The sequence below is a fragment of the Sphingomonas sp. PP-CE-3G-477 genome (assembly GCF_003050745.1).
Classification (GTDB): Bacteria; Pseudomonadota; Alphaproteobacteria; order Sphingomonadales; family Sphingomonadaceae; genus Sphingomonas.
Genome location: NZ_QAOF01000018.1, coordinates 1 through 26,635 on the forward strand (window position 1 = coordinate 1; position 26,635 = coordinate 26,635).

28 protein-coding genes and 3 pseudogenes are annotated in these 26,635 nt (G+C 62.3%); 17 read left to right on the forward strand and 14 right to left on the reverse strand.

The features are described from left to right. The first annotated feature begins 163 nt into the window (after positions 1-163). On the forward strand, positions 164-454 hold the full coding sequence (locus C8J45_RS18330) for a hypothetical protein (protein WP_146168665.1): 291 nt from the start codon (positions 164-166) through the stop codon (positions 452-454). A gap of 209 nt (positions 455-663) precedes the next feature. Here C8J45_RS18330 and C8J45_RS18335 read toward each other — a convergent pair whose 3' ends face one another. Next, the gene (locus tag C8J45_RS18335; RefSeq protein WP_107964593.1) at positions 664-1,026 is read right to left on the reverse strand and encodes a hypothetical protein; all 363 of its coding nucleotides are present in this window, start codon (positions 1,024-1,026) and stop codon (positions 664-666) included. Between the two features lie 255 nt (positions 1,027-1,281). After that, positions 1,282-1,704 carry a hypothetical protein gene (locus C8J45_RS18340; protein WP_107964594.1) on the reverse strand — a complete coding sequence of 141 codons (423 nt, stop codon included), beginning with the start codon at positions 1,702-1,704 and terminating at the stop codon, positions 1,282-1,284. 398 nt (positions 1,705-2,102) lie between these two features. On the opposite strand from C8J45_RS18340, the gene C8J45_RS18345 reads away from it, so the two are divergent. Together C8J45_RS18345 and C8J45_RS18350 are read left to right on the forward strand one after the other, a co-directional pair. Further along, positions 2,103-2,687, forward strand: coding sequence for a hypothetical protein (locus C8J45_RS18345; protein WP_107964595.1), 585 nt, complete (start codon positions 2,103-2,105; stop codon positions 2,685-2,687). Between the two features lie 151 nt (positions 2,688-2,838). Beyond that, on the forward strand, positions 2,839-3,291 hold the full coding sequence (locus tag C8J45_RS18350) for an SMI1/KNR4 family protein (RefSeq protein WP_181321288.1): 453 nt from the start codon (positions 2,839-2,841) through the stop codon (positions 3,289-3,291). A gap of 57 nt (positions 3,292-3,348) precedes the next feature. Here C8J45_RS18350 and C8J45_RS18355 read toward each other — a convergent pair whose 3' ends face one another. Next, positions 3,349-3,834 (reverse strand): SMI1/KNR4 family protein, encoded by a 486-nt coding sequence (locus C8J45_RS18355; protein WP_107964597.1) that lies wholly within the window; start codon positions 3,832-3,834, stop codon positions 3,349-3,351. A 137-nt stretch (positions 3,835-3,971) separates the two neighbouring features. Beyond that, positions 3,972-4,445 carry an ankyrin repeat domain-containing protein gene (locus C8J45_RS18360; protein ID WP_107964598.1) on the reverse strand — a complete coding sequence of 158 codons (474 nt, stop codon included), beginning with the start codon at positions 4,443-4,445 and terminating at the stop codon, positions 3,972-3,974. Between the two features lie 409 nt (positions 4,446-4,854). Between C8J45_RS18360 and C8J45_RS18365 the strand changes: the two genes are divergently transcribed. Then, complete coding sequence (locus tag C8J45_RS18365; RefSeq protein WP_107964599.1) at positions 4,855-5,586, forward strand: DUF4157 domain-containing protein; 732 nt, start codon at positions 4,855-4,857, stop codon at positions 5,584-5,586. Positions 5,587-5,936: 350 nt separating this feature from the next. Here C8J45_RS18365 and C8J45_RS18370 read toward each other — a convergent pair whose 3' ends face one another. Together C8J45_RS18370 and C8J45_RS19375 are read right to left on the reverse strand one after the other, a co-directional pair. Next, the gene (locus tag C8J45_RS18370; protein ID WP_146168666.1) at positions 5,937-6,242 is read right to left on the reverse strand and encodes a hypothetical protein; all 306 of its coding nucleotides are present in this window, start codon (positions 6,240-6,242) and stop codon (positions 5,937-5,939) included. After that, positions 6,239-6,382: a hypothetical protein gene (locus tag C8J45_RS19375; RefSeq protein WP_181321289.1), complete on the reverse strand. Its 144-nt coding sequence runs from the start codon at positions 6,380-6,382 to the stop codon at positions 6,239-6,241. Before C8J45_RS19375 ends, C8J45_RS18370 begins: the two co-directional genes overlap by 4 nt. 67 nt (positions 6,383-6,449) lie before the next feature. Here C8J45_RS19375 and C8J45_RS19005 point away from each other — a divergent pair, with 67 nt between their 5' ends. Further along, complete coding sequence (locus tag C8J45_RS19005) at positions 6,450-6,872, forward strand: hypothetical protein (protein WP_146168667.1); 423 nt, start codon at positions 6,450-6,452, stop codon at positions 6,870-6,872. Between the two features lie 101 nt (positions 6,873-6,973). Next, positions 6,974-7,288 (forward strand): hypothetical protein, encoded by a 315-nt coding sequence (locus C8J45_RS19010; protein WP_146168668.1) that lies wholly within the window; start codon positions 6,974-6,976, stop codon positions 7,286-7,288. Between the two features lie 434 nt (positions 7,289-7,722). On the opposite strand, the pseudogene C8J45_RS18385 reads toward C8J45_RS19010, so the two are convergent. After that, positions 7,723-8,470 (reverse strand): annotated as a pseudogene (locus C8J45_RS18385) (DDE-type integrase/transposase/recombinase); the annotation flags it as partial. On the opposite strand from C8J45_RS18385, the gene C8J45_RS18390 reads away from it, so the two are divergent. The 3 genes and pseudogenes from C8J45_RS18390 to C8J45_RS18400 all read left to right on the forward strand — a co-directional run bounded on the left by C8J45_RS18390 (position 8,403) and on the right by C8J45_RS18400 (position 11,893). Further along, positions 8,403-9,146: an SDR family NAD(P)-dependent oxidoreductase gene (locus tag C8J45_RS18390; RefSeq protein ID WP_374956455.1), complete on the forward strand. Its 744-nt coding sequence runs from the start codon at positions 8,403-8,405 to the stop codon at positions 9,144-9,146. The pseudogene C8J45_RS18385 and the gene C8J45_RS18390 overlap by 68 nt on opposite strands. Positions 9,147-9,151: 5 nt before the next feature. Continuing rightward, positions 9,152-10,972, forward strand: coding sequence for a glycoside hydrolase family 15 protein (locus C8J45_RS18395; protein WP_107964603.1), 1,821 nt, complete (start codon positions 9,152-9,154; stop codon positions 10,970-10,972). A 46-nt stretch (positions 10,973-11,018) separates the two neighbouring features. After that, a pseudogene (locus C8J45_RS18400) lies at positions 11,019-11,893 on the forward strand (SDR family oxidoreductase). Between the two features lie 196 nt (positions 11,894-12,089). Here C8J45_RS18400 and C8J45_RS18405 read toward each other — a convergent pair. After that, positions 12,090-12,530 (reverse strand): hypothetical protein, encoded by a 441-nt coding sequence (locus C8J45_RS18405; protein ID WP_219907405.1) that lies wholly within the window; start codon positions 12,528-12,530, stop codon positions 12,090-12,092. Positions 12,531-13,046: 516 nt separating this feature from the next. Between C8J45_RS18405 and C8J45_RS18410 the strand changes: the two genes are divergently transcribed. Beyond that, positions 13,047-13,271, forward strand: coding sequence for a DUF2171 domain-containing protein (locus C8J45_RS18410; RefSeq protein ID WP_107964604.1), 225 nt, complete (start codon positions 13,047-13,049; stop codon positions 13,269-13,271). Between the two features lie 57 nt (positions 13,272-13,328). Here the strand turns inward: C8J45_RS18410 and C8J45_RS18415 are convergent, their stop codons facing one another. From C8J45_RS18415 to C8J45_RS18425, 3 genes are read right to left on the reverse strand one after another with little or no spacing between them, the layout of a single operon-like run. After that, a complete protein-coding gene (locus tag C8J45_RS18415) occupies positions 13,329-14,132 on the reverse strand; it encodes an SDR family NAD(P)-dependent oxidoreductase (RefSeq protein ID WP_107964605.1) in 804 nt (267 codons plus the stop codon). Positions 14,133-14,142: 10 nt separating this feature from the next. Next, positions 14,143-15,681 (reverse strand): GMC family oxidoreductase, encoded by a 1,539-nt coding sequence (locus tag C8J45_RS18420; protein WP_258191536.1) that lies wholly within the window; start codon positions 15,679-15,681, stop codon positions 14,143-14,145. Further along, positions 15,678-17,030, reverse strand: coding sequence for an alpha/beta hydrolase (locus C8J45_RS18425; protein ID WP_181321290.1), 1,353 nt, complete (start codon positions 17,028-17,030; stop codon positions 15,678-15,680). The genes C8J45_RS18420 and C8J45_RS18425 overlap by 4 nt, the downstream gene beginning before the upstream one ends. Before the next feature lie 552 nt (positions 17,031-17,582). On the opposite strand from C8J45_RS18425, the gene C8J45_RS18430 reads away from it, so the two are divergent. Continuing rightward, complete coding sequence (locus C8J45_RS18430) at positions 17,583-18,605, forward strand: IS110 family transposase (protein WP_107964607.1); 1,023 nt, start codon at positions 17,583-17,585, stop codon at positions 18,603-18,605. A 324-nt stretch (positions 18,606-18,929) separates the two neighbouring features. Here C8J45_RS18430 and C8J45_RS18435 read toward each other — a convergent pair whose 3' ends face one another. Then, positions 18,930-19,700: a hypothetical protein gene (locus tag C8J45_RS18435; RefSeq protein WP_146168669.1), complete on the reverse strand. Its 771-nt coding sequence runs from the start codon at positions 19,698-19,700 to the stop codon at positions 18,930-18,932. A gap of 211 nt (positions 19,701-19,911) precedes the next feature. Between C8J45_RS18435 and C8J45_RS18440 the strand changes: the two genes are divergently transcribed. Genes C8J45_RS18440 through C8J45_RS18465 form a run of 6 tightly spaced genes read left to right on the forward strand, consistent with a single transcriptional unit; the run spans position 19,912 to position 25,935 of the window. Beyond that, positions 19,912-20,604, forward strand: coding sequence for a DUF4129 domain-containing protein (locus C8J45_RS18440; protein WP_181321291.1), 693 nt, complete (start codon positions 19,912-19,914; stop codon positions 20,602-20,604). Beyond that, complete coding sequence (locus C8J45_RS18445; protein ID WP_181321292.1) at positions 20,601-21,815, forward strand: hypothetical protein; 1,215 nt, start codon at positions 20,601-20,603, stop codon at positions 21,813-21,815. Before C8J45_RS18440 ends, C8J45_RS18445 begins: the two co-directional genes overlap by 4 nt. Then, a complete protein-coding gene (locus tag C8J45_RS18450; protein WP_107964610.1) occupies positions 21,812-22,768 on the forward strand; it encodes a MoxR family ATPase in 957 nt (318 codons plus the stop codon). Before C8J45_RS18445 ends, C8J45_RS18450 begins: the two co-directional genes overlap by 4 nt. Continuing rightward, positions 22,765-24,075: a DUF58 domain-containing protein gene (locus tag C8J45_RS18455; protein ID WP_107964611.1), complete on the forward strand. Its 1,311-nt coding sequence runs from the start codon at positions 22,765-22,767 to the stop codon at positions 24,073-24,075. The genes C8J45_RS18450 and C8J45_RS18455 overlap by 4 nt, the downstream gene beginning before the upstream one ends. Further along, the gene (locus tag C8J45_RS18460) at positions 24,072-25,094 is read left to right on the forward strand and encodes a stage II sporulation protein M (protein WP_107964612.1); all 1,023 of its coding nucleotides are present in this window, start codon (positions 24,072-24,074) and stop codon (positions 25,092-25,094) included. Before C8J45_RS18455 ends, C8J45_RS18460 begins: the two co-directional genes overlap by 4 nt. Further along, the gene (locus tag C8J45_RS18465) at positions 25,072-25,935 is read left to right on the forward strand and encodes an RDD family protein (RefSeq protein WP_107964613.1); all 864 of its coding nucleotides are present in this window, start codon (positions 25,072-25,074) and stop codon (positions 25,933-25,935) included. Before C8J45_RS18460 ends, C8J45_RS18465 begins: the two co-directional genes overlap by 23 nt. A 163-nt stretch (positions 25,936-26,098) precedes the next feature. Here C8J45_RS18465 and C8J45_RS19680 read toward each other — a convergent pair whose 3' ends face one another. Further along, a complete protein-coding gene (locus C8J45_RS19680) occupies positions 26,099-26,314 on the reverse strand; it encodes a helix-turn-helix domain-containing protein (protein ID WP_258191537.1) in 216 nt (71 codons plus the stop codon). Between the two features lie 47 nt (positions 26,315-26,361). Further along, positions 26,362-26,559 (reverse strand): annotated as a pseudogene (locus tag C8J45_RS19720) (sigma 54-interacting transcriptional regulator); the annotation flags it as partial. Positions 26,560-26,635 lie beyond the last annotated feature (76 nt).

Consider the following 26,635-nt stretch of genomic DNA (forward strand, 5'->3'; position numbering starts at 1 on the left):
GCAATAATGCGCAAGCTCATCATCCTGGCAAATACGTTGCTCAAAGCCGACCGCAAATGGATCGAGAAGCCCGCTTGATCACAACGGATACTCTAACGCTTTTACTGGCGATAACGCGGAAACGGCTTCTGTGGATCAGTCCAGCCGCGTTGATCATGTTACGGTGAACGATGCGCTAAAGCGTGAACTTGTTGGTATCGGCAAGCTCGATGGTCAACTGTTGTCGGGTGTGCGGATGACGGGACGTTGCAGTACCGCTTTCGTGACCGCAACAGGCACCATCACCGTCAACTGGACGAAGGTAGGAAACTTCGCAGGGGAGCTGGACAAGGGGGTGGCCTCGTTGGCGATCGCGGACGATAAGGCTCGACACGTCTTCACGAGAGCGGACGGTCCAGGGTTCCGCCGAGTCGACAGTGGAATGGGTCTTCTGTCGGACGATTGCCAAAGCTGAGGTCGACATTATGCCCGGCAAACGAGGCGGTCGAAGTGCCAGGCTAGGCATGCTACAAAGACATCTTCGGTGCAGCGTGTGTTTGTTCGAGTTGAATGACGAAATAACCGCCTGAGGCGCCCTTGCGTCGTTGAACACCCGTTCCGCACTGGTTGAACCGACCGGCGATGGTCCGGTGGTCGATGCCGGACAAACTCTGATAAATAAGACTAACGTCGTAAGAGCAAAACAGCACCTTCGTGCCAGTTCATGATCAACCCGTCCGTCCCAACTGGGAAGAATAGGGAGCCGGCCGCCGGTTGGCGCGGACCAAAAACGCTTTCACCATCCCCGCATTCCCAGGCGTGCATTGCCCCCACTTCCCCTCGCGGAAGCTTGAACTTAGTCCAGCCAGGTTTGAACGCTGCGGCGAAATTCGTCACTTCGGCCATTTCAGTAATCACATGAAAGAACGGGTCGCGGCAGTCTGGCGCGACGTTGCCATCCTTACCGACCCAGCCGAGCGCTTCGTCTGTGAACGACAAGGTGCTGCCGATCATCGCGGTGGCGTTTCCAGCGCCGATCGCATCCACAACCAGCCGTCAAACTGATAGTTCAACCGCGTCACGACAAGTCTACCGTCCTCACGGTGAAGCTCAGAGTGCGGGCCTATGCCGCCTGCGACCTCCGGTTCGAGATAGAAGAACATCGGACCTCCCCCCAGCATTCACTGCGTTTATGGGGCGTCTGCTATTGGGCAGTATCCGCTATAAATTAACGGAGGACCGACTTTGCTACGACTTAGGCTACCCCGCGCGGGTTCTGGCAATGGGACCTGATCGACGCGACTACCGCACGGGTGCCGGTGGCAGCCATTCAGGGTCTACCGAAATTGGATAATCCGCAAAAAACACGGGTATGGCATCGCTCGCGCCCACTTCCGCGCGGCCCAGGATGTCCGTCAGCCACCCGGCATAGGCCCAGTCACGTCCATCGCCTTTTTGCACGATGGGCGGATATCGCTCGATGAAGAGGACGGCGAGCTCCCGGGCCGATCGTCCGGCGGCGTCCTCCCAACCAAAATAGCGATCTCCGGTTGCCGACGAATGATGGGCCACTTCCTCGCCCGGCGAGCCGTCACGAAACGATAGCCCGTCGGCCTCGACATTCCCGGCATGCGTGATCGCGCATCGCCAATGCATCCCGCTCGGTGCCATGCCGGACTGGAATCGGATGCGCTGGTAGCCTGCTTTGTGCAGTTCGTGAATCATCGACAGAAGCCGAGTGGCATGTCGAACAGGGAGTTGGCCAGACGGCTGCAAGGAAACTCTACGACCCATATTGCCTTCTAGCTCGCCACATGTCGCGACGTCACACGACGTGACGCGACGAATGTCATAAGGATGGTGTTTCGAGAAACGCGCAATGCCCCATAAGCCCGTCCCAGTCGCAAATCGTTTGCCTGCGCTAAACTAGCTTGATCAACTCGTGGATGGGGTGGAAATCAGTCGTAGAGTGCGCGAGTGTGGGCCGGACAATGAGAAGCTACCTCCCCATCCTGCGTCTGGCATCTAATGCTCCTGAGCCGGTTCTACGGGCCAAGTTCGGCGGGCTGCCCTGGGGCGTGCCATCGCGACGCTGGCCTGCGTGCCGGGAATGCGGACACCACATGAGCTGCCTTGCCCAAATCCCGGTGCGCGGCCACCTCGATCATGTCGAGCCGTTGGCCGGACGCCCCGATCTGCTCGATAAGGTGCTCCACGTGTTCACCTGCGAGCGGCTGACGATCTGTGACTTCTGGGATCCCCACCGCGGCGCGAATGCCGCCTTCTTCCTGGACGAGGAGGAGCTCCGGCGTGGGGAGCAGTGGGGCGGCCCAATTGTATCTGTCTTGCCCGAGGTCTGGATCGAGGGATGGGCGTCGCACGACGACCTGGTGGCGGAGGAGGCGGTCGACAGCTTCACCGACGACACCAGCTTTTATGCGCTACCGGAGAAGTGGCAGTTCCCCCACGACTTCGACACAACCCTGCGGACCAAGCTGGGCGGCGTGCCATATTGGACCGGCAACGGGCCATCAAACCCACCACGACCGCCGTTCCGCTTCCTGCTGCAGGTGGACAAGTGGCTGACACTTCCGGAGGTTGCCGAAGGCGCAGTCGAACTGGGCAACTTTTGCTCGGACGGGACAGGGTTCGTGTTCGTGAACCTTGATACGGCAGAACTGCCTGCCTTGTTCGTAATCAACCGCTGAAACCCAAGCCGACCAAGTCATTCGAATGTCCGCATCGGGTTCAAAACAGCGGCACTCGCCTCCGATAGCCAGCGCTGGGGAGGATAATACGCAGGGCCCGGCAGTCGGTTCGAGTATCCTACGGGTCAGAAAACACACTAAGGAAAGCTTCATGTGGGAACCCTATCTGCGCACCGTGCTTCCGGAGACAACCGAGGAGGATCGGGGTCGGCTCGAGACTTTCGCCGGTGGCCCTTTGCCCAAAGGCTACTGGGAGATGGCCCGAGTGCATCAGGGTGAGGCTTTGGAAGAAGATCTCGTTCAGGATCCTGCGTTCGCGGCTTTCGTCCTCCTGCTCGTTGTTCCGGCCGAGCGGCTCGGAAAGAGCGAAGCAAGCTACTCCATCGACTTCTGCATTCAGCACACCATGCCGCGCTACCCGACCGGCTTGCTCCCATTTGCCGACGATACCGGTGGAAACCTGTGGGCCTTCGACTATCGCGCCGATCCTGCCTCGCCCTCCATCGTCTTCATCGATCATGAACTGGATGGAGAGGCCGGCGTGACGGCCGTTGCTTCCGGCTTCTCCTCCCTCTTGGCCCGGATCGGCCTGACGCGGCTCTGACGAGGAAGTCTGCGATTGTCGGGAACGGCACTAGCCCGACGAGGAACGGAAGTGTCTTCAATCCCGAGCCCATTCCGGTGCGTCGTCCGTAAGAGCGTCGACGAAAGCCTGGAAACTAGTCGCGACCGTTCTGCCTGATCTGCTCCAGTTCTGCGCCGCGGTTTCGTCTCTATCCCATTCATCCATCGGCATGAACCAGACACGACCAGTCACGCGATCGAGCAGGTACAAATTACCTCCGGCATCTTGGGCGAACGGAACGCTCATCGTGGGCAGAAGCCCCTCGCCCGTCATCTGCTGGTAGGTATCGACAATGCCTCTCCTGTCGGCGCCGCTCTGCGGCTTGATAGGCAGGAAACAATCCACCTGTTCCTCCATCCCATCGGGGCTGATGAGCCAGCTCCGGTCTGGCATGCCGCCATTCTGGTGTAGGCAGAGCGCCACCAGATGAGGCGGAAGGGCGAAGCCGAGTTGGCGCTCTGCGGCGGTGACATCGTCCGGGCCGATCGGTTCGGATCCGTCCATTTTTAGTGACAACCGCATGTTTCTTTTGCCCTGGAGCCTTGTCGAGAGTTGAAGTTGAACCCCGACAGAATGTCCCTAGAATGTTGTATACGACCGGAGCAGCTCATCGGAAAGCCAGCCTTTAGGGCAGTTGATCGCCATACCTTGAACCTGCGTCATCGTACCGCTTCCAACGGTGGCCACTTACCGTCTTTTTCGAGCGCTAGTATCTCGGCGCGACCCGGTGGCGGGAAAGGATAACCGCGCGCCTTGAGCTTTTCGATGACGCGCAATCGTGCCTTATCTTCATTCGATCCGGGTAGAATGCGGCTCGTGACCGCCATCTGTGCCATCGTGATACCGAACTGGTCATGCGCCCAGATGTTGGCGCCGTGATCAACAAGGATTTCTACCACGGGCCATTGGTCGCTGCCGGAGGCCACGATCATCGGCGTGGACTGGTCCGCAGGCTCGCGTTCGTCCAGACCGATTCCCTGTTTGGCCAGTCGCAACACCTCCTCCGTCTCGGAATGCATGACGGCTCCGAGCATCGGCATGATCGCGGCTTTGTTCACGGCATCGTCCTTATTGGAGCAGGCGGCCAGAAGAGCGAACCCGACAAGCGTCGTATTTGAGAGCAGTCGAAGCATGAGCACCCATTCGTAGACAACGCACGCTCGGTTTCAGCGCGCTTTTGGGCGATAGCGGCGTCGACGGCCGTCATCATGTGCAGCAGAAGGTTACGTAGCGGAATGTGCCGACCTGTCCCTGCAAGCTGTTGATCCAGCCCTGAATGACCTAAGCCGGCGGATGTGTCATGCGAGGCCAAGTGACTTCCAGAACCCATTGGGCGGCGGTGTTGACTGCTTGGAATGCAAAGGTGTGCGGGCTCTTTATCGCGGCTTGGCGATAGTTGAGTTGCAGCTTTTCGCGTGCGGGGGGCTTTCGCCGGAAAGGATAGCGGGTATGTTGCCATCCATTACTTAGCTGAATAGCCGCACAGTGGATGGGAACGACGAGCCTGTTTAGCGGTTCAGTTGAATCAAGTGGAGGGGCGCGATGTTCTCACCGTCTCGGATCAAAACGCTACAACGTATTCTTTCTGCTGCGGAACGGGCGATTTTCGAGCGTGCCCTTGAGGTAGGCGGTAGGGCTGTCCTCAAGGCTGCTGACATCTTGAGGGCTGACGTACGGCGCCGTGCCGAAGATACCATGACGATGTTGGGTAAGCTCCTTCATGAGGAAGCGAACGCAATCGCGGACAAGGATCGCGGACCCCATGCCCGCCCACTGACCGCGGCTGAGCGGAAGGCCATAGTTGAGGCGTATGGCTCAGACCCTGACCCCTCCCGTGTCCGTATCGTGCCTGGGCCTGGAGAGTCCATTGTTGCCTTTGCGGCTTTCGTGAAGGGCAACCCAGCGATCACCATAGGCAACACGATCTATCTGCGCTGGGGTCAGAAAAAGATAAACTATCCGGATTTTACGCGAAGTGACGAAGGCTTGGACATGCTAGTCCACGAGTACTCACACGTCATCCAGTATCATCGCCTTGGCTTTTCGCGTTTCGGTGCGCGGTACGCTGCTGAACTTACAAGAGCCCGAGGTGATGCGGACAGCTTGTATGACTACAAGCACCGCAAAACGACCTTCAACACGGAAACGCTGGAGGGGCAGGCAGAAATGGTCGGTAACTACGCTAAGGTAAAATCGGGATCTGGAGCCCTCAGCCGCGCGGAAGCGGCTGGACTTCGCAAGCGGCTGAAAGGAAGCGGCGTCTATGGACTCTAAGATCGTTAGAATTCTGCTGGCGGGGCTAGCGGTTTCTGCTTGTCAACGCAGTATCAATGTTGAAGTCCAACAGCAGAATGGACGCGTTGTTTTTGTGGCGAGTAGAAGCGGCAAACCGCCGTGTATCGATGAGGTAAGTGTCTACAAGGCGGATGACCTTATGAACCCAGTGTGGAAGATCGGCGCGCAGAGCGGGGCACCATGTCGCTCAGCGTTTGTGTATGGTGAGGAGATCCCCAGCTATCTCACCGACGGTCCGCCTCCTCGTCTCGCGTCAGGAGTTAGCTACTCCGTGTCCATGCGTGGTCCTGGTTTGGTCGGAGATGGAGACTTCGTCAAAACCAAGTAGCCTACATCCTCGGACGCTGAAGCCTGCCCATCGTCAGGTCGCTGCTCTGCTTGGCCAGCATGGGAGCCATTTCAGTAATGGCCTGTAACGCCATAGCTTTCACGGCCTCAGGTTCGTTGCTGACGATGCTGCCGAAGGTCACGTTAACCCCGCTACCCGCGCCACCACGTACCGGGCCCAGCTTGCTGTTGGGCGTGACGTTGAAGGGACCGCCTACATCGACGTACTCGGGTCCATGCTCACCCACGAGGTAACGACCCGAGTTGCCCATGTCGCCGTTCGCCTTGCCGGTATGACCACCGATCAATTTGGTAGCGCCGGATACGAGGGAGCCAAACAGATCACCCCACCGCCCTCGCCGCCGCCGAACAAGAGGTTGCCCAGGGGTCTGATGAGCATCTGCTGGAGGGCGATCTTCATCAGCCCGTCGATCACCGCGTCAGCCATGTTGCCGAACGCGTCACCCAGCGAGGCGACAGCGCCGGCATGAGACCGAAATTCCAAGTGGGATCGCATGCAGTCAGTAGGCCTTGGTGCTAACGGCGGAAATCTTCGGGTTACGCGGCGCGCTCCTCCCGTCAAACCAATTCGAGAAAATGAAGTAACAACTTTCGGTGATCTCAAGGATCGTTCTGTTATAGGTGGCAGACTTGAAGGCCATGAGGTATGGCAGCATGCCAACCTCAACGAGCGTGGCTTGGCAACGGCCCGCCATGCAAGCGACGCATCAAAGAGCAACCCCGTCATTGCACTTGATCGTGATGCACATTTGAACGTGAGTAGGGCGCAGCATGAAATAGATGCACGAACCCAAACTCTTACCGAAAATATAGAATTTAACGTAAAGATCCTGCGGGATCTCAAAGTTGCTCCGGTAGAAAACATTGATAAGTTACATCAAATGTCAATTGATCATGCCAAAAGTTTAGGGTATTAGATATTATGCAACGCTTGCTTAATGAACTGGAATAAATTCCAAAAGACGACAAATTCACAGATTCTTTATTTAATATAACGGATTCGTGGAGAAGCCGTGGCGTGGGATTAGAAGGTGTGGAATCCGCTTTAGTATTTATCGGTCAGCATCCGGACCTTGACTACGGCGCTCCGGGAGAACTGGTCCATTTCATGGAAGAGTTTTACCGCAAGGGCTTTGAAGAAGCCCTCGTAAAATACTTCTTGGAAAAGCCGACGCCTCTTACCGCTTGGATGCTAAACCGACTAATTAATGGCACCAAAGATAAAGAAGAGTGCAATGTGTATATTGCCGCCTTTGAAAAAGCCGAATCTGATCCGTCCACCGATCCTCGTACACTTTCAGATATAACACATTATCTAAATAGAGATTCGTAGTATTTTGCGTGATCAGGTTTATTGATTCACGATATAGCAATTGCCTTATATGTCTGCTCTCACTTGCTTAAGTTAATACTCCATAGTTTTATTAATTTTTGATGATTATTGCCTCATAGCGCCTTTAACATTTCCTAACTAATCTGCGGATTGTCATCCGCTGTACCACCCTACTTGCTCCAAGAATTGTGCGCTGCCTGCCGTATCCGGCCCCTGTTGTGGGCGATCCGCGCAAAAAAAGAGGTGCCGTTTCACTGTCGCGAAAGTGCTGATTTTCGCGACAGCTGAGGCAACCGCTGGCCTTTAGCTGCTCGGTTGTCGCACAACTCCGTTGCAGAACAAGGCGGTTTCAAAGCACATTTGCGACAACCTATCTCGGCGGTGAGACGACGCGGGGGCACGGCGCAAGGGGACCGAATGCTAGCGGATATGCTCTAGGTGTTTAGTCCCGGCATCTGGTGGATCGGATCGACGATGAACCTGTCCGGCTCTGACGTCCAGATTTTGGCGATGTATTCGTAAGGCGTGAGGCCACTGAGCGTCTTGAGCCGACGGGCGAAATTGTAGGCTGCCATGAAGTCGGCGAGGTGCACCCGTAACTGCTCGTGGCTCTCGTAATGGAAGCGTTTGACGGTCGCCTCCTTGATGGTGCGGTTCATCCGCTCGACCTGACCGTTGGTCCAGAGGTGGTTCGGTTTGGTGAGCCGATGCTCGATGTGGTTCGCCTCGCAGATTCATGTCGAAGCGCATCTGACGCGACCAGGCGGTGTTACGGTTGCGTGGCTGCTCGGCAAACTGGATGCCATTGTCGGTCAGGATCGTGTGGATCCGGTACGGCACCGCTTTCAGCAGGTGCTCAAGGAACTCCCACGCCGTTCGCCTGTCAGCCTTGTCGACGAGCTGGGTGACCGCGAGCTTGCTGGTGCGGTCGATGCCGACGAACAGGTAAAGTTTGCCCTCGGCAGTCTGAACCTCGGCGATATCCATGTGAAAGAAGCCGATCGGGTAGCGCTTGAAGCGCTGTCGCTTAGGCTTGTCCCCCTCAATGTCCGGCAGACGGATTATGCCGTGCCGCTGCAGGCAGCGGTGCAGCGCTGACCGTGTCAGATGCGGGATGTCGACGGTGGTTGCTCGCGCGCACGACATTACGCCGGATGAATATGCCCGAGTCACCGCCACAACCTATCTGTCGCAAGTCTACGGAACGCTTGCCGCGCTGCGTCACATGCGTACGCGGGATCAGGGGGCAATCATCCAGGTGTCGTCCGGCCTCGCGATCCGGGCCGCTCCCTTGCAGGCCGCGTATTGTGGCGCGAAGGCTGCGGTGGGCGGGTTTACGGACTCGCTGCGCTCGGAGCTGATCTCGGACAAATCAAAGATCACGCTCAGCGTCGTGTATCTGCCCGGCGTCAACACGCCGCAGACGAGCTGGGCACGCACCCACACGGGACGTGAGCAAATCATTCCCGATCCACTTTTCGACCCGCGCCTCTGTGCCGAAGCGATTTGGACCGCAGCGCGCGATCCTCAACGTGAGTTCTGGGTTGGGCGTTCGACACTGATGATGGCGCTCGGGCAGTCGGTCGCACCAGGCTTCTCCGATCGTGAGGCAGCCGAAATGCTCGACAAGCAGCAGGGCGATCCGATGCCCGATCGCATTGGCAATCTCGACGAGGCGGTTCCAGGACCGGCGCAGATCGACGGCGACGGCAAGGACCGGGTAAAAGGAAGCCGCCGCGAGTTCTTTACGAGCCGTCAGCGCGATATGCTAAAGCTAGGCGTGGTAGGTGGTCTGCTGGGTGCGGGTGCTTTGATGGGTGTCGGTGCGTCACGCGCGCTGCCGCGTCAGCTTCGTTGACCGGGATGCTGGAGCGGCTGCTGCCACAGCATCATGAACGTATCGAACTCGGCGTTCGCAAGGACGGCTATCTGCCGCTTGAGCAATATGGCGCGCTTGGGGATGGCCGATCCGTTGCATTGTCCGGTGCCGATGGATCGATCGACTGGTGGTGCGTACCCAACATGGACTCGCCTCCACTGTTCGACCGATTACTCGATGGCGAGAATGGTGGGTGCTTTACGCTACAGCCCGATCACCCCTTCACGGTTGAGCGCCAGTATCGCCCGGGCAGTAATGTACTCGAGACGATCTTTACGACGCCGAGTGGGCGAGCCAAACTGACCGAGTCTCTCAACAGTGGCACGGCGGGGCGTCTGCCATGGGCCGAGCTGGCGCGGCGGGTCGATGGGCTGGATGGCACTGTTCGCTTTAGGCTGACGATGAAGCCTGGTCGGCGAGGCGATACGGTCAGTCCGTACCACTCGAAGATTGGGGGCCACACAGTTTTCCATGTCGAGCGCGTCCTTGGTCTATTCGTTCACAGCGACACGGTACATTGTGACTGGGCCGACGAAGGCATCACGGGCGAAGTGACGGTGGCTGCCGGCGAGCGTCAGACCGTCGCAGTCGTGGCTGGTCGTGACGAGCCGCTGGTGGCCCCAACGATTGAACAGATTGATGCACGCATCGACATATCGGACCGGGAATGGCGAGACTGGTGCGAGCATGTCTCCTACTTCGGTGAAGACCGCGAGGCATTCCTACGCAGTGCACTGGCGCTGAAGCTGCTACTCTACTCGCCGTCTGGCGCCATCGCGGCCGCAGCAACAACGTCGATCCCGGAAGGTATCGGCGGAGCAAAGAATTATGACTATCGCTACGCCTGGATCAGGGATGCCGGCTACACGATCAAGGCGTTCCTGACGGCAGGCCTTGAAGCCGAGGCGAAGGCTGCGTTCAGCTGGCTGCTCGACCAGCGTCGCAGCGTGGGCACGCGCGTGGTCTATACCCTCGACGGCAAGGTCGTGCCCGGCGTGTCCGAATGGGCAATGCCAGGGTATCGCGGTTCGACCCCGGTCCGTACCGGCAATCAGGCTACCGACCAAAGTCAGCACGGCGTCTACGGTGACATCTTCGAGACGGCCGCCTGCTTCGTCGGCTGCGGCAACATCCTCGACCCCGCGAGCGCGGAGTTGCTTTCACATCTCGCCGACGAATGTGCTGACCGTTGGCGTATGCCCGATGCAGGTATGTGGGAGCTGGAGGAGGCGCAGCACTACACGATGTCCAAGGTCAGCTGCTGGCAGGCTCTGGCCCGCGCCGTGGAACTCGCGGACCAAGGTCAGCTGCCGACCACCTGCCGGGAACGCTGGTCACGCGAGCGTGACCGGATCAAGGACTGGATCGAGGCTGAGTGCTGGTCAGAGAAGATGCAGGCTTTCGTCATGTACCCGGGCACCGACAAACTCGATGCCTCATTGGCGCTCGCCGTCCGCTTCGGCTTTGATGGTCATGATCGCCTGCTGGCGACGATGGATGCGATCGATCGTGAGCTCGGTAGCGGTGCTTTTCACTACCGCTATACCGGCATGGACAAGGAAGAAGGGTGCTTCCTCGCCTGTTCCTTCTGGATGGTGGAGGCCCGGGCGGAACTTGGTCAACGGCCTGAAGCGCGCCAGCGGTTCGATAGGTTGAACGAAGCATTGTCTCACGGACACGGCATCCTCGCCGAGATGATCGATCCGGCGAGTGGCGCGTTTCTAGGCAACCTTCCTCAAGGTCTCAGCCATTTAGCGCACATCATGGCGCTGTCCGTCCTCGACGAGGCAGCGGCTTGCAACTGACTCTGATCCTATCGCAACGGAGATAAGCACGACCGACCGTCTGACTATGCAGGATCCTCGCTCGCAGTACCCGCAGCCGCCTTTCCCGCGACAGCCGCAGCCCGTCCCCGGCGAAGCGTCGAAGATGGATCCCGTGCCCGACCATGGCGAAACGAGCTACAAGGGCTCAGGCAAGCTTGCCGGGCGTAAGGCGCTGATCACAGGCGCCGACAGCGGCATCGGTCGCGCGGCCGCTATCGCGTTCGCACGTGAGGGCGCCGACGTTGCCCTGTCGTATCTCGAGTCCGAGAAGAACGACGCGGCCGAGGTCATCCAGCTGGTCGAGGCAGAGGGGCGCACCGCCGTCGACCTTGCCGGTGACATCACCGACGAGGAGTGGTGCAAGACACTCGTCGCGCAAGCTGTCGAGAAGCTTGGCGGGCTCGACATCCTCGTCATCAACGCCGGACGGCAGCAGAACCGTGAGGACGTCTCGAAGGTCACGTCGGAGGATTTCGACAAGACCATGAAGACCAACCTCTATGCTATGCACTGGATCGCGCAGGCGGCTGTGCCGCACCTGCCGGCAGGCGGCTCCGTCATCACCACCGCCTCGGTGCAGGCCTATGAGGCGTCCGCGATCTTGCTCGACTACGCCACGACCAAGGCTGGGATCGTCGCCTACACCAAGGCGCTCGCCAAGCAGCTACTGGAGAGGGCATCCGCGCCAACGTCGTGGCACCTGGCCCCTTCTGGACGCCGCTCCAGGCATCCGGCGGTCAGCCGCCTGAGGCGGTGATGAAGTTCGGTTCGGAAAGCCAGTACGGCCGTCCGGGTCAGCCTGTCGAAATCGCCCCTGTCTATGTGCTGCTGGCGAGCCAGGAAGGCAGCTATATCAGCGGCGAGGTGTACGGCGTCACTGGTGGTGCTGGCGTCGCCTGACAGTACAGAGCCCCGGTCAGTCCATACTGATCGGGGCATATATGATATGGCATCTTTTACCTCAAAGAGGAGGGCTCGCTTAAGTCATCTGCAGCGTCCCGATCGTTGCGCCAACTCATTGCTTCATCGAAGATCATTTTGAACGCATGTCTGAAGAGGGGAAGCGGGCAGGGAGCTTGAAATAAACGCATCTGGATCACGCGACTTTAGCAGGGTTAATCGGAACGGCCCCAGATGTTCGTGGCGCATCGTAGGCAAGATCGCGGTGGTTCGGGCTGGGGTTGAGGACCTTAGATGGCCTTCCTTCCGTTCTCATCCGACGGTCCGCCTCCATCCAATCGGGCGCGATAGCATGAGCCTGTGTCCAATGAACGATACTGGCTTCGTCGCACCAGACAAGCAGCTTGGGCATGGCCTTCAAGTGCGCCCCGCTGGTGATGTATGCCCGCATGGCGGCTTGATCACGCCAGAGGCTGGCGGTCCAGAATGTGTGTTTACGATCAGCAAGTAGAAAGCCATCGATAAATCCATCCGCCCGCTTTATCTGCCTCCCGGTCCACATCGTATGAACGAGAAATTGCGGCATAAATCGAAGCGAGCGGATGCGTAGCCGGGTGATGCTGACAAAAGTCATCATTCTGGCATCGGCTAAAATCGCATTTCGCTCAAGTCAGAAGCTGAATGAACGGCCATTTGTCAGAAGCAGTCCTTAGGGGCTAGGCGTCGGCCGTTGGGTGGATGAGCTTTGAGGCTATTGCGCAACAAGTGAGCGCTTGACGTCGTTCACGGGCCGAACGGGGCGACTCATGCGCATGGCGCTGACACGCCAGGCGAGCGAACGTGGCGGACGATGCGCAACGAGGCGGTGTGCTTAGTGATGCAGTTGACCGACCAGCTGATCATACCGAATGGGGCGTGATTGGATTTTATGCGGCCCGTTGCCCCGCTCAAGGATAATGGTGTCGCGATGTTGATCTTCACAACTGGACGATCTTAAACCGGTACGTCGCCTGATGCCGTGGGTTCCAATAGCCGACTTCGGCTACGTGACCGACAATTGATCGACCTGCGCAATGAAGAAAATCAGCTTTTTCATTGCATCCGGATACATCACCGTGCGTTGAGACCTCGCATTACCAAGAGGGAAATCTAAATGTTCGAGAAGCTGCGCATCAAGGAACACATGGAGATCGCCGGTTCGGACGGTGAACATGTCGGCACCGTGGACAAGGTAGAGGGCGAGCAGATTAAGCTGACCAAGACGGATGCCGCAGACCATCAGCATCATTACATCGCAGTCGACCAGATCGACCGGATTGAGGACAATCGTATCTACCTGAAGGTTACGAAGGCCGAGGCGAAGACGGTCCTGTCCTAACGACCCGATCGCAGACCGGCAAAACGCCGCGACACCATCGGTGCCGCGGCGTTTTGCTTATCCGGCGATGGTGAAGACCGAGCCGGAGTCGACGCGGATGCCGGCGCCGTTGATGAAGCTGGCTCGCTCCGAACACAGGAAGGCGACTGCCGCCGCCACTTCCTCGGCGCGGCCGCGGCGCTTGAGGACCATGCCCGGCCGTTCCTCTTTGAGAAAGCTCTCAATCGCCGCGTCGAAGCTCTCGCCGCGTTCCTCGGCGCGCTTGCGCATCATCTTGTCGGTCATCGGCGTCGCGATGAAGGCTGGCGAGACGGTGTTCACCAGCACATTGTCGCAGCCATAGGCCTTGGACAGCCCCTTCGCGAGCGTAAGGATGCCCGCCTTCGATGCGCAATAGGCCAGTTCGTCGACATAGGGCTGCACTGCATCCTCAGACGCAAATAGGACGATCCGCCCCCAGCCGCTCTCGCGCATCGCGGGGATCGCCTCGCGACACATCCGCACCGCACCCATCAGGTTGATGTCGAGCGTCTGTTGCCACCCCGTATCATCGACATCGAGGAAGTCGCCGGTCGCCCCCGTCACTCCCGCTGCATTGACGTAGATGTCCGGATTGCCGAGCCGCTCACGCACCTCCGCCCAGATCGATCTTACGTCATCGGGGTTGGTCACGTCGCCGGTAACCGCGATGACTTCGCCGAGCGGGGACAGTTCCGCAATCGCCTCGTCCAGCGTGCCGCCGGGTTGATCGGTGATGGCGACGCGCACCCCCGCCTCGAGCAGCAGCCGTGCCGTCTCCTTGCCCATGCCCGAGTCCGCGCCGCTGATCAGCGCGATACGATTCCTGATGCCTAGATCCATGATGAACTCCTCAACGGTGGGATGTGAGAAAACGGTCGGCGGTACGCAGAGACAGCGCCATGATCGTCAGCGCGGGGTTCGCCGCCAGCGCGCTGGGAAAGATGGAATTGTCGCAGATCAGCAGATTGGGAACGTCGAAACTGCGGCCGTTGGGATCGACCACCGCGGCGTCGCCGTCTGTTCCCATCCGGCACGTACCGATCGTATGGGCGGAGCGGTCGACGGCAAAGATGTCACTGGCCCCCGCCGCGGCCCAGATCTCGGTGAGCGTGCGCCGGGCGTGGCGGTCGATCGCGCGTTCGTTGGCCCGATAGCTGAAGTCGATGCGCGCCTTGCGGTGGCCGAAGGCGTCGACCTCGTCAGCAAGCGTCAGGCGATTATCGGGATGCGGCAGGCATTCGCCGTTGATCCCGATCCCCGCCATCCGATTGTAGCCCCGCAGGACGCTCTGGAGCCGCTCGCCCCACATGCCAGCGCCGCGCGCCAGCCCGGTGGCGAGGGTGACGGGCAGTACGCCAAGACTCTGAATCAGATAGCCACCTGCGCAGTCCGCATCGCCGGGCCGCATCATGTCTTCGCTGATGAGTGACGAAGGATAGCCGCGGTTCATTCGCATGTCGGCATTAAATCGACCCCAGACCTGCGTCGCGACATGCGCCATGAAGTTGCGTCCGATCTGGCCGCTCGCATTGGCGATGCCAAGGTTGAGGAGCAGCCGCGGCGTCTCCACCCCGCCGGCGCACAGGAAGACGGCCGCGCAGCGCTGGCGATGATCCTCGTCACCCTGTCGATAGACGACCGCGCTGATCCGGCCGCTGCCGTCGAACTCGAACGACACCACGCGCGCCTCCGCGCGAATCTCGGCACCGTGCGCGACTGCAAGGGGCAGATAGGTGGTATCCATGCTGGTCTTGGCGGCGGTGCGACAGCCTTGGTGACAGGTACCGCAATTGATGCAGGCCTGCCGGTGTCCCCAATGCGGCTGATCGCGATCGCGCGAGACCAGTGCTGCCGGCGCGTCGGTGGCGGTGATGCCAACTGCCGCACAGCCCCGTGCCATCGCATCGGCCGCAGCGTTGCGGGCGACCGGCGGATAGGCGTAGCGGCGCGCGGCGTCCCACGGATAGTCGGCCGGGCCGGATACGCCTGTGAAATGCTCGACCTCGCCGATGTAGCGGATCAGTTCGGCGTGATCGATCGGCCAGTCCGCACCCTCGCCGGTCAGCGTCTTGAGTTGCAGGTCGCGCGGATCGGGGCGGGGGCAGAAGGCGCCCCAGTGCAGTGTCGATCCGCCGACGCCCATACCCGAATTGTTTGAGCCGAACGCGGTCGGCGTCGCTCCGCCGCTCAGCCGTTCCTCCATCCAGTATATGTCGGCCGCAACTTCGTCGGCGACGTGATCGTCGGGCCGGAAAGCGCGGCCCGCCTCCAGCGCCACGACTGACAAACCAGCCTGTGCGAGCCGCGCGGTGAGCGGCGCGCCGCCGGCGCCCGTCCCGATCACCACGGCATCGACGACGTCGGTTTGGGCGTAGTGTTTCGCCCTCACGACAGGCGCTCCCGCGCCTGCTGCCATGCTTCCGGATCGTCAGCGCCGGTGCGGATATAGCCCTGTTTGCGGCGGCCATCGCCACCCACGGCAAAGCCGTCATAGCCGATCGCCGCCATCGTGGCTGGCAGTGACATCCAGACGCGCACTGTCTCGGCACGCACGTCCTCGAACCACAAGACCATCTGCTCAGGCGAGAGCTGTGTGATGTCGCCGGTGCTGCCGACCTCGCCGCCGTTGACGCGTTCGAGCAACCGGGTTTGCGCATCAGGATGGAGTGCGGCGAAACCACCCGCCGCCTTCGTCAATGTCGCGAGTCCGCGCCGCCATGCCTCGCGATCGGGTGGCAATGTCGCGAAGCGCCAGCCGTCGCCTGCGCCGTCGGCGATGCCAGCGAGGATACGATCCGCCAGGACGGCCTCGCCGTCGCAATCGGGCAGGATTTGCGCGACCAGCGCGGCGACGGTCGCCTGCTCCTCCGTCGTCCAGACCGAACCGGACGCCGGCGCGCGCATTCTGTCCAGCAGCGTTGCGCGCGTCCTGTGGCTGACGCGATCGGAGGCGAGCAGGGTCGCGAAATGCGCAGGGAGGGCGGCTAACGCGACGTTCGTCGCGTGACCGTTTATCAGCGCGGCGAGCGCCTGCGGCTGTTCGTACGGGATAAGGTGCGCCGCGCCGCGCACGACCTGCATATCCGCGGTGATGTAATGTGGCAGGTTGAGCCTGCGCTGAGCATCTTCGCCGAGATCGCCGTCCTCGGCGCCGGCGAGGATCAACGCCGGGATTGCGATGCGTCCAGCCTCGGCGCTCCAATCCTCGCGACTGCCACGTTCCAGCCAGCCGAGCCACGCCTCTCGGCTTGACCGTCGCACGTCGTCGATCGCGGTGTCCCGCAGTGGTTTGGCCAGTGTTGTGGCGGTACTGGCATCGACGAAGGTCGCGGCATCGACGCCTGCGATCTGGCCGTTGGCGAACCAGTCAATCATCTGGTTACGGCGCTCTTCGTCCATCGGTTCGGGCGACGGGGGCGATGCCGCGACCAGCACGACCCCAAGTACTCCTGACAGGCCGATTTCGCCGGCTGCGGCGCGGGCCGCGACGAGCGTGACGATCTTGCCGCCCATGCTGTGACCGACGAGTACGCATGAAATCAGCGCACGGGAGCGGATCTCGTCCGCCAGCCAGTCCGCCATCACTTCGACATCGCAATGCCCCGCCTTCGCCGCGGCGCCGAATCCGGGCAGGTCTAGCGCTACGCACGCTTGGTTTGGCAGGTGATCAAGAACTTGCTTCCACTCTCCCGCGCTGGCGCCGAGGGCATGAAGAAATACCAACGTCGGTCCGGTCATGCATCCTCGCTAAATCAACTGCATGCCCGACGTTGCAACGGTCAGTCCGTTCCGGTGTAATGCGTATTTCGTTGATTTATCTCACGATAAGGCGGCGACCATGATCGCTTCCCGGCGTCAAACCGACTGAAAGGGTTTTCCGTCAAGCCGCTAGAGCCCAACGAATAACTGATGGGCCTTTTCCTGCTGATCCTCACCGCCGCACCGATCGCTACAATCCAGGTGCTGTATAAGGAGGAACCCGGATTGGCATCTACAGGCCGCCGCAGCGTCCCCGCCAATCCCGTACCTAAGCTTCCCGCAAAAGCCGTCTGCAGCTCATAGGGTGTAAAACCTACACTTGGACAGCCTTCCTCCCAAACTATCGCCCAGCTGCGACATTCGAGTTCGCAGGTCAGGCGCCAAAGCGGGCGTTACGCGGAGATGAACATGGGGTAATCGCGGGAGCGAAGCCCTAGCGTTCACGATGGAAGCTAGTGGCTGTTCCCCGATAAGATGGAAGTACGGGCTCACGATCCGAAGCCGGGCCCAAGCATCTGATGGAGAACAGCCATGGACGAGTATATCGGGCTAGACGTTTCCTTGAAAGAGACTGCCGTATCGATTCGGCGTGACGGCAAGCGTGTTTGGCGTGGTAAGTGTCCCTCGGATCCACAGCTTCTGGCGGCATTGATCCGCAAGCATGCGCCGGCACCCAAGCGGGTAGTATTCGAGACTGGCCCGCTCTCGGTCTGGTTCTTTCACGCGCTGGCGGCCGAAGGGGTGCCGGCGATCTGTATCGACGCACGCCATGCCAAAGCCGCTCTCGACATGGCAGCGAACAAGACCGATGCCAACGATGCCGACGGACTGGCGCATCTGGCTGAGGTCGGGTTCTACAAGGAAGTGCGGGTCAAGAGTTTCGACAGCATGCTCACGCGCACGCTGGTAGCAGCACGGGCTCGCCTCGTGCGGATTGGTACCGAGCTGTCGAACCAGATCCGGGGCCTGATGAAGACGTTCGGTCTCGTCGTTCCCGCTGTGACGGGCAGCAAGTTCGAGCATCATGTTCATGCGCTGCTGGCCGACAATACAGACCTGGGGCAGATCATCCGTCCGCTGCTTGAAGCCTGGCACGCAGTTCGCCTCCGCTCCGCAGAGCTCGGACGCAAGCTTCTCGCGGATGCGCGGCGCAACGCCGCCTGCCAGCTGCTGATGTCGATCCCCGGTGTCGGTGTTGTGACCGCCACGTCGTTCGTTAGCGCGATCGAGGAGCCCGCCAACTTCAAGCATTCGAGATCGGTGGGAGCGTTCGTCGGGCTGACGACGCGGCGCTATCAGTCTGGCGAGATCGACTATGACGGGCACATCTCCAGGCGCGGTGATAGCCACTTGCGCGGACTCCTTTACGAGGCCGCAACAGTCCTCCTCACGCGCAGCCGATCCGAATGCGATCTACGCAAATGGGGGCTACAGCTGCGAGAAAGGCTTGGCTTCAAACGCGCCACGGTCGCAGTTGCCCGCAAGCTTGCCGTCATCATGCATAGCATGCTGATCACCGGTGAACCGTTCAGGGAGAAATCCGCCGCAGCTTAAATTCCCGAGCTCGTCCGCGTCGCAAGGCGCCACGAGACGTCCTGCCGGGACGTAGGCTGATCCATTCCGTGACATTCGTTGCACCTTATGCCTCCATGGCAATGAAGTGCGTGATGAACCTTGGAAGGGTTACCCGCGAAGCCCCATCATGCGGCGGCATATGTCGACCGCGAAGACTACCATGCTCTCGGCAACGACATCTCAGAAACCTCTTGCAACCAACGCGATTAGACGACCAATGTCTGAAGCTGAGAAGCGTGGGGAGGGCCCCGAATGGCCGGAAATGGGTCAGTTAGTGTGCAAACGGGCACCACTCCGCAGACATCAGGCGAAGATGTCGGCGAGCCGGTCGGCGTCGGGGCCGTCCTTCCAGTCGCGCAATTCGATGAAGAGCGACGCGCCGACCGTCGTGAACCAGGTCAGCACAACGGTCGTGACGATCGATTGCAGCAGCTGGACGATAAACGATGGTTGCGTCGGCACCGGCATCCGGACCTGGCCCCCGCCGGTGATCGCGCCTAGCGAGCCATAGCCAGCCACGCTTCCGACCCCGATCGCGATCGAAGCGAGCAGGTAGATGACGAAGGCCAGCAACAGGATACCGAACACATGCCACCGTGCGCCCTTGGTCAAGGCACGGCTGCGGCCGAACGCGCCGAACACGCCCGGACGTTCCGCGACGATCGCGGGCAGGGCGACCGACCACATCACCGCGAGCATGATTCCCGGTACGACTAGGAATATCGTGCCGACCCAGATGCCGAGCAGCATCAGCACATAGACCGCGAACAATGGCAGGCATCGCATCACCCCGACCTGCAGCATCTCGCGCGGGTTCGCCGGTCGTCCCTCGTCATGCGCGACCGTCGCCTGGACCAGCGCGCCGCTGGCGATCAGCCACAGCAAGCCGACGATCAGTCCGTAGACCCCGGCCAGCTCATATTGCCTCTGCTGGATATTCTGGAACAGCGCCGCGCCGAGCCCGACCTGGCCGAGCAGGAGCGACGGCAGCGCCATCAAGGCAAAGCTCATGCCGAGCGTCGCGAGCGGATTGTCCTTGATGACGTTCGCGCTGCGTCCGAATACGTTGCCCACGGAAATCCCACGGCGTGTCTCAACGATCGTGCGGCTGGCCATTGTCTTCCCCCAAGTCCCTGCCGGTGATGGTGACAAGCGAACGTCGCGCTGTCCAGTTCGATCGGGACGCACGAATGGCGGATTGCACCGGTGGCCGATCCGGCTAAGTCAGGGTCGGGGGACAGCGCTGCATCGCTGGGAGGGTGACATCGGGGCTTCAGGACATGTTGTGGCGGCTGCTGCTGCGGCGGGGCCCGATCGACTGGCGGCGGCCCATGCGGCGTTGTGCGCCGACCCGTCTATCCAGTTTGGTCTGACGCGCCCGCCGGTGCCGCCCGAGCCGCCGGCATGGCTCAAGGCGCTGGGACGCTGGCTTGCCGATCTGTTCAGGCCGATCGGGCGGCTGTTGCGCTGGCTGACCAACCTGGTGCCCGACGCACCCTATGCCCGCATCCTCCTATGGACCCTGCTCGCCGGCATCGCGGTGGCGGTGATCTGGATGGTCGTCGCGCGCATCCGTTCGGGCGAATGGCGTCTTCCCGCGCGACGGCGACGCGCCAGTGCGACGCCGGACGCCGATCATGACGAGTGGATGCCCGACGCGGCGCCGGCGCCGGCTTGGTTGCGCGAGGCGGACCGGCTGGCGGCGGAGGGCCGCCATGCCGAGGCGATCCATTATCTGCTGTTTCATTCGATCGACGACATCGCTCGTCGGCGCCCGGCCCTGCGGCAATCGTCGTTGACCAGCCGCGAACTCGCGTCCGCGCCGATGTTACCGGCGGCGGTCCGGCCGCTGTTCGCGCGCATCGCCGGGCTGGTCGAGCGTAGCCTGTTCGGAGGGCGCCCGGTTACCGACGGGGATTGGCAGACTGCCCGCACGGCCTATGCAGACCTGGCCCTGCCGGGACGGTGGCAGGCGTGAGTTCGGTGGGACTCCACCGCGCGGGCGGTGCGGACAGGGTATTCTCGCCGGTGACGGTGGCGCTGCTGCTGATCATCGGCTTGATCGGTTTTGCGGGATCGTTGCTGTTGGGGGCGTATGCGCCCGATCTGAACGCTGGGCGGAATGCCGGTCCGCATGCGCTGTCCAATGCTGCGACCGGCTATGCCGGTATCGTCGAACTGGCGCGCGCGACCGGGCGCCATCCGCGCGTGCTGCGATCGGAGGCTGGTTGGAAGACCGAGGATCTGGTGATCGCGACACCGGAGCATGGCGCGATCGCGATGGGTAATTTCATGGCGGCGCGGCGCGGCCGGGCGACGCTGATCGTGCTACCGAAATGGGCGACGGTCGCTGATGACGAGACGAGCGGCTGGGTGGATATCGCCGGGCCGCTGCCGGCGTTCGACCCCGCCGGCGTTCTCGCGCCTGCGACGGTGATGAAAGTGACCCGCCGGCCGAGTGGCGCGCGCGCGCTGCGCCCTGTAAGTTGGGCGCCGCAATCCTTGGCAGTGGCGGCACCGCTGCCGCTGCAGGCGGTCACCTCGGCGGCACTGATCCCCCTGATCACCGACGATGCGGGGCGGATCGTGCTGGGGCAGGTCCGGCGTACTAACACGTACATCCTTTCGGATCCCGACCTGCTCGACAACCACGGCGTCCGCCGGCTGGATCACGCCCGCGCGGCGCTCGACCTGCTCGATTTCGTCAATGCCACCGGCGCCCGCGGCATCGCGTTCGACGTGACGCTGAACGGCTTGGGCGTGGGACGCAGCCCGCTGAAGCTCGCCTTCGAACCGCCGTTCCTCGCGATGACGCTGGCGATCGTGGTGGCGCTGGCGCTGGTCGGATGGCAGGCGCTGGTCCGCTTCGGCGCGCCCCGGCCGCCGACCCGGGCGATCGCGTTCGGCAAGACCGCGCTGATCGACAACAGCGCGATGATCGTCCGCAAGGCGGGGCGCGAAGGGATGCTGGGTGGGCGCTATGCTGCGCTGATCCGCGAGCGGGCCCGGGCGATCTTCGGCGTTCCCGTGCGCATGACCGATGTCGACGCCGATCGCTATCTCGACGACCTCGGGGGGACAACGCGGTTCAGCGCGCTGGTTGCCAATGCGGGGCGTGCCGAACATCGCACCGATATGCTCGCAGCGGCGCAGGCGCTGCACCGATGGCAACAGGAGAAGACACAGTGACGGTAGAAGAGGTTCAGGCACTCGGACAGGCGATCCGTGCCGAGATCGGCAAGGCCGTGATCGGGCACGACGCCACCGTCGACCTGTTGCTGGTCGCGCTGTTCGCCGGCGGGCACATCCTGCTGGAAGGGCCGCCGGGTACTGCCAAGACGTTGCTCGCCCACGCGTTCGCAAAGACCGTCGGGCTGGAGTTCGGGCGTATCCAGTTCACCCCGGACCTGATGCCGGGCGATATCATCGGCGCCAATCTGTTTAACTTCCAGACCTCGACCTTTACCCTGACGCGGGGCCCGATCTTCACCGAATTGCTGCTGGCGGACGAGATCAACCGGACCTCGCCCAAGACGCAGGCGGCGCTGCTCGAGGCGATGCAAGAGCGCACCGTCACGATCGACGGCGAAAGCCTGACGCTGAGCAATCGCTTTACCGTCGTCGCGACGCAGAACCCCATCGAGCAGCAGGGCGTCTATCCGCTGCCCGAGGCGCAGCTCGACCGGTTCCTGTTCAAGCAGACCGTGTCCTATCCGACCGCGGCGGAGGAACGCCGGATCGTCGCCGACCACGGCGCCCGGTCGACGGCGATGTCGCCTGCGGACTGGGGCATCACGGCGTGCGCCGACGCGGCGACGATCGATGCGGCGGTCAGGACGGTCGCGAACGTCCGGCTGGTCGACGAGGTCATCGACTATATTGTCGCGCTGGTCCGCGGCACGCGCGACGTCGCCGATCTGGAAAGCGGCGCCTCGCCAAGGGCGGGCGCGATGCTGGCCGGAGCCGCGCGGGCGCGGGCGGCGCTCGACGGCCGCGACTTCGTCATCCCGGACGACGTGAAGACGCTGGCACCCGCGTTGCTCCGCCACCGGTTGATCCTGTCGCCCGCAGCGGAGATCGGCGGGCGCGCGATCGAGGACGTCGTCGCGCAGATCATCGAGACCATCGAGGCGCCGCGTTGATCTATCCGACCCGCATCGCGGTGCTGGCGGCGGCGATCGGCGTGCCGGTCACGCTGCTGGTGGCGATGCTGTTTCCGGCGACCTGGTATGCGGGGCTCGGCTGGCCGCTGGCGGTGCTGGCGCTCGTGCTCGCCGATGCGGTTCTTGCCGGTGTGCGGGCGCGGGTCGTGCTGGTCCTGCCGCGGTCGGCGGCGGTCGGCGTTCCCCTGATCGTACCGATCGAGATCGAGATCGCGGCGCGTCAGGCTATAAGTTCGGTGCAGGTCGCGCTGGCGCCCGATCCGCTGCTGGCTTTTGCCGAGGCCGCGCCGCTGGAAATTGCGCTGGTGGCGGGCCAGGGCACCGGGACGATCACGCTGACGCCGGTCCGGCGCGGCAAGGTACGGCTCGGCAAGCTCTGGGTGCGCTGGGCGGGACCGCTGGGTCTGGCATGGCGGCAGGCACGGATCGACGAGGACCGGACACTGCCGATCCTCCCCGATATCGAGCCGGTGCGTCGACAGGGCGCACAGATATTTCAGCGCCATGCGGTGCAGGGCCTGCTGGCGCAGAGCGATCGCGGCGACGGCACCGATTTCGACGCGTTGGTCGAGTTCCGACCGGGCGTCGACCGGCGCGCGATCGACTGGAAACAGTCTGCGCGGCACAGGAAGCTCTATGCCAAGGAATACCGGACCGAACGCAACAGCCAGATCGTCTTCGCGATCGATTCCGGGCGGCAGATGTCGGAGCCGGTCGATGGCATCCCGCGCGTCGATCGCGCGGTATCGGCGGCGCTGCTGGCCGGATGGCTCGCGCTGAAGCTGGGCGACCGGGTGGCGCTGCATGCGTTCGATTCGCGGCCGCGGATGGCGAGCGGTTTCATCGGCGGGGCGGGGGCGTTCACCGAACTCCAACACCTCGCCGCCGGGATCGACTATAGTGGCGACGAGACCAACTATACCTTCGCGCTGACCACCCTGGCGGCGCGGCTGAAGCGGCGGTCGATGATCGTGCTGTTCACCGAGTTCACCGATCCGATCTCCGCCGACTTCATGGTGAAGGCGGTCGCGCGCCTGCTCAAGACCCATCTCGTGCTGATCGTTGTCCTGCGCGACGACGAACTGGAGACGATCGTCGATCACGCGCCTGGACACGCCGCCGACGTGACCCGCGCGGTGACGGCCGCGGCGTTGCTGCGCGATCGGCGGCTGGTATTTCTTCGGCTGCGCCATCTCGGCGTCCACGTCATCGAGAGCCCGTACGATCAGGTCGCCGAGCGGCTCGTCGAGGGTTATGTCGACCTCAAGCGGAGGAGCCTGTTGTGAGCGCGTTCGTCGATATCGCACCGCCCCTGCTCAACGCCAGCCGGTTCCGCGCCGCGCATGAAACGGACTGGACGCGGCTGGAGCATCTGCTTACCCGGATCGAGAAGCGCTCGGTCCGCGTGCTGTCCGACGACGATCTGCTCGCGCTGCCTCTACTGTACCGTTCGACGCTGTCGTCCTTGTCGGTCGCGCGCGAGACCTCGCTCGACCGTGCGCTGGTCGCCTATCTCGAGCAATTGTGCGCACGCGCCTATTTTCAGCTCTACGGCGTCTCGGATTCGGCGTGGCGTGATCTCGGTCGGTTCTTCACCAAGGGGTGGCCGGGCGCGGTCGTCTCGCTGTGGCGCGAGACGCTAGTCATGGCGTTCCTGACGATCGTGGGCGCGGTCGCGGCCTATCTGCTCGTTCGGGCCGATCCGTCCTGGTATGGCGGGATCGTGCCGCAGGGACTGGCGGGCGGGCGCGATCCGGGCGCTTCGGCGGAATCGCTGCGGGCAACCCTCTATCATAGCCAGGACGACGGGCTGGGAGTCTTCGCCAGCTTCCTGTTCGGCCATAACGCGCAGATCGCGATCTTCGCCTTCGCGCTCGGGTTCGCGTTCGTCGTGCCTACCGCGCTGCTGATCTTCTACAACGGGCTGATGCTGGGCGCGATGATCGCTGTGTTCGCCGGCAAGGGACTGGGCCTGAACTTCGTCGCGTGGCTGTCGATCCACGGCACGACCGAATTGTTCGCGGTCATCATCGCCGGGGCGGCCGGGATGCGGATCGGCACCGCGATCGCCTTTCCCGGCAGGCAGCAGCGGATGGAGGCAGTGGTCGCCGCCGGCCGCACGGCTGCGGTTGCCACGGCGGGCGTTGTGCTGATGCTCGCGGTCGCGGCGATCCTGGAGGGTGTCGGTCGCCAGGTCGTGACCGGCGACGGCACGCGCGCGGCGATCGGCACGGCGATGCTCGCCGCGTGGCTGGTCTATTATTACGGCATCGGGAGGCGTCATGCGTACCGCTCGCCGGACTAAGGCACCCGTCGCGCGACGGCGCAGCTTCGTCACGCCCGAGGGAGTCGACCTGCAGCTCGAGCTGGGCGGGGCGGGCACGCGCGCGGCGGCGTTCCTGATCGACGTCACGCTGATGCTGATCGTGATGATCGCGGTGACGGCCGCCCTGTTCGCGCTGGATCAGGCAACCCGGGCCGACATCGCCAAGATCCTGTGGCTGATCGGCGCGTTTGTGTTGCGCAACGGCTGGTTTGTGCTGTTCGAGATGGGGGGGCGCGGCGCGACGCCGGGCAAGCGGCTGATGGGCCTGCGCGTGGTCGCGCGCGATGGGGCGCGGCTGACCGCGGGCGCGGTGCTGGCGCGCAACGCGATGCGCGAGATCGAGGTGTTCCTGCCGCTTTCGTTCCTCGGCGCGCAGGCGGCGACAGGAACTGCGGATGCGTTCCTGACCATCTTCGCCATGCTCTGGACCGGTATCTTCCTGCTATTTCCGCTGTTCAACCGCGACCGGTTGCGGATCGGCGATCTCGTCGCCGGCACCTGGGTCGTGCAGACCGCTGTCCGCACGCTCGCCGCCGATCTCGCGCCGACCAGCGATCGGCCGCGGCGCGTCTTCTCGGAAACGGCGCTTGCGCTGTACGGCATCTACGAACTGCAAGCCTTGGAAGACGTGATCCGCGGCGGCGACGATCTCGCCCGGATCACCGTCGCGGCCGCGATCCGGCGCAAGGCGGGCCTCGCCGACGATGGCGACGACGACGCCTTCCTCGCCGATTATTATGCGGCGCTGTGCGGCCGGCTGGAGGGCGGGCTTCTGGTAGGCCGCCGCCGGCTCGACAAGCACAGCGCCGTAAACCAATAGTAGTTGGGATCGCGTGGTGGGATGCATGGTCCGTTATCGGTCACCGCGGTTCTTGTGCGATTGTGCTTCCTCAGTTCGGTAGTCAGGGCGGGCGAGCAGACTCGCGATGCCTGGCGCCACGAGCAGCATCACGTGCGTGGCTCGGCGCACCGCGACGCGGCGTCTAAAGGCCATGCTTTTCCATCCGCCGATACGGCGTGCCGCGCGATAGTTCGAGTTCCGTCGCGGCGGTCGAGATGTTAAAGGCGTGCTTTTTGAGGGCCTGCTCGATCGCCTGCCGCTCGCCGCGGTCGAGGTCGTTGACCGATGCGGCCTCGGCTTCCGGCGCAGTCCGACCGAGTGGTAAATCGGCCAAAGCATAGGCGGCGTGATGCGGCATTGCTCCAGCGCGGTCAGCAATTTCGGCTGGAGTTGGAGCGTCAAATTGCCGACCTCGTCGAGGAACAGCGTACCGCCATCGGCTGACTGGAACCAACGTACGTGATCCGCGCGTGCGCCGGTTGACGCGCCCACCATACCACAGGCAGCGTGACTATCGCGGTCTACCATTGATGAACGGACGTCTGAAGTTGGGAAGTCCGGGAAACGTGACGAGTGTCCGGTTGTGTGAAGGAAATCGGGCATCGGTAGATGTACGATATCCTCCAAAGCATGAAGCCGCGGGCCGCAAATGCTGGTCTATGGGTTTTTCGGTTTTCGC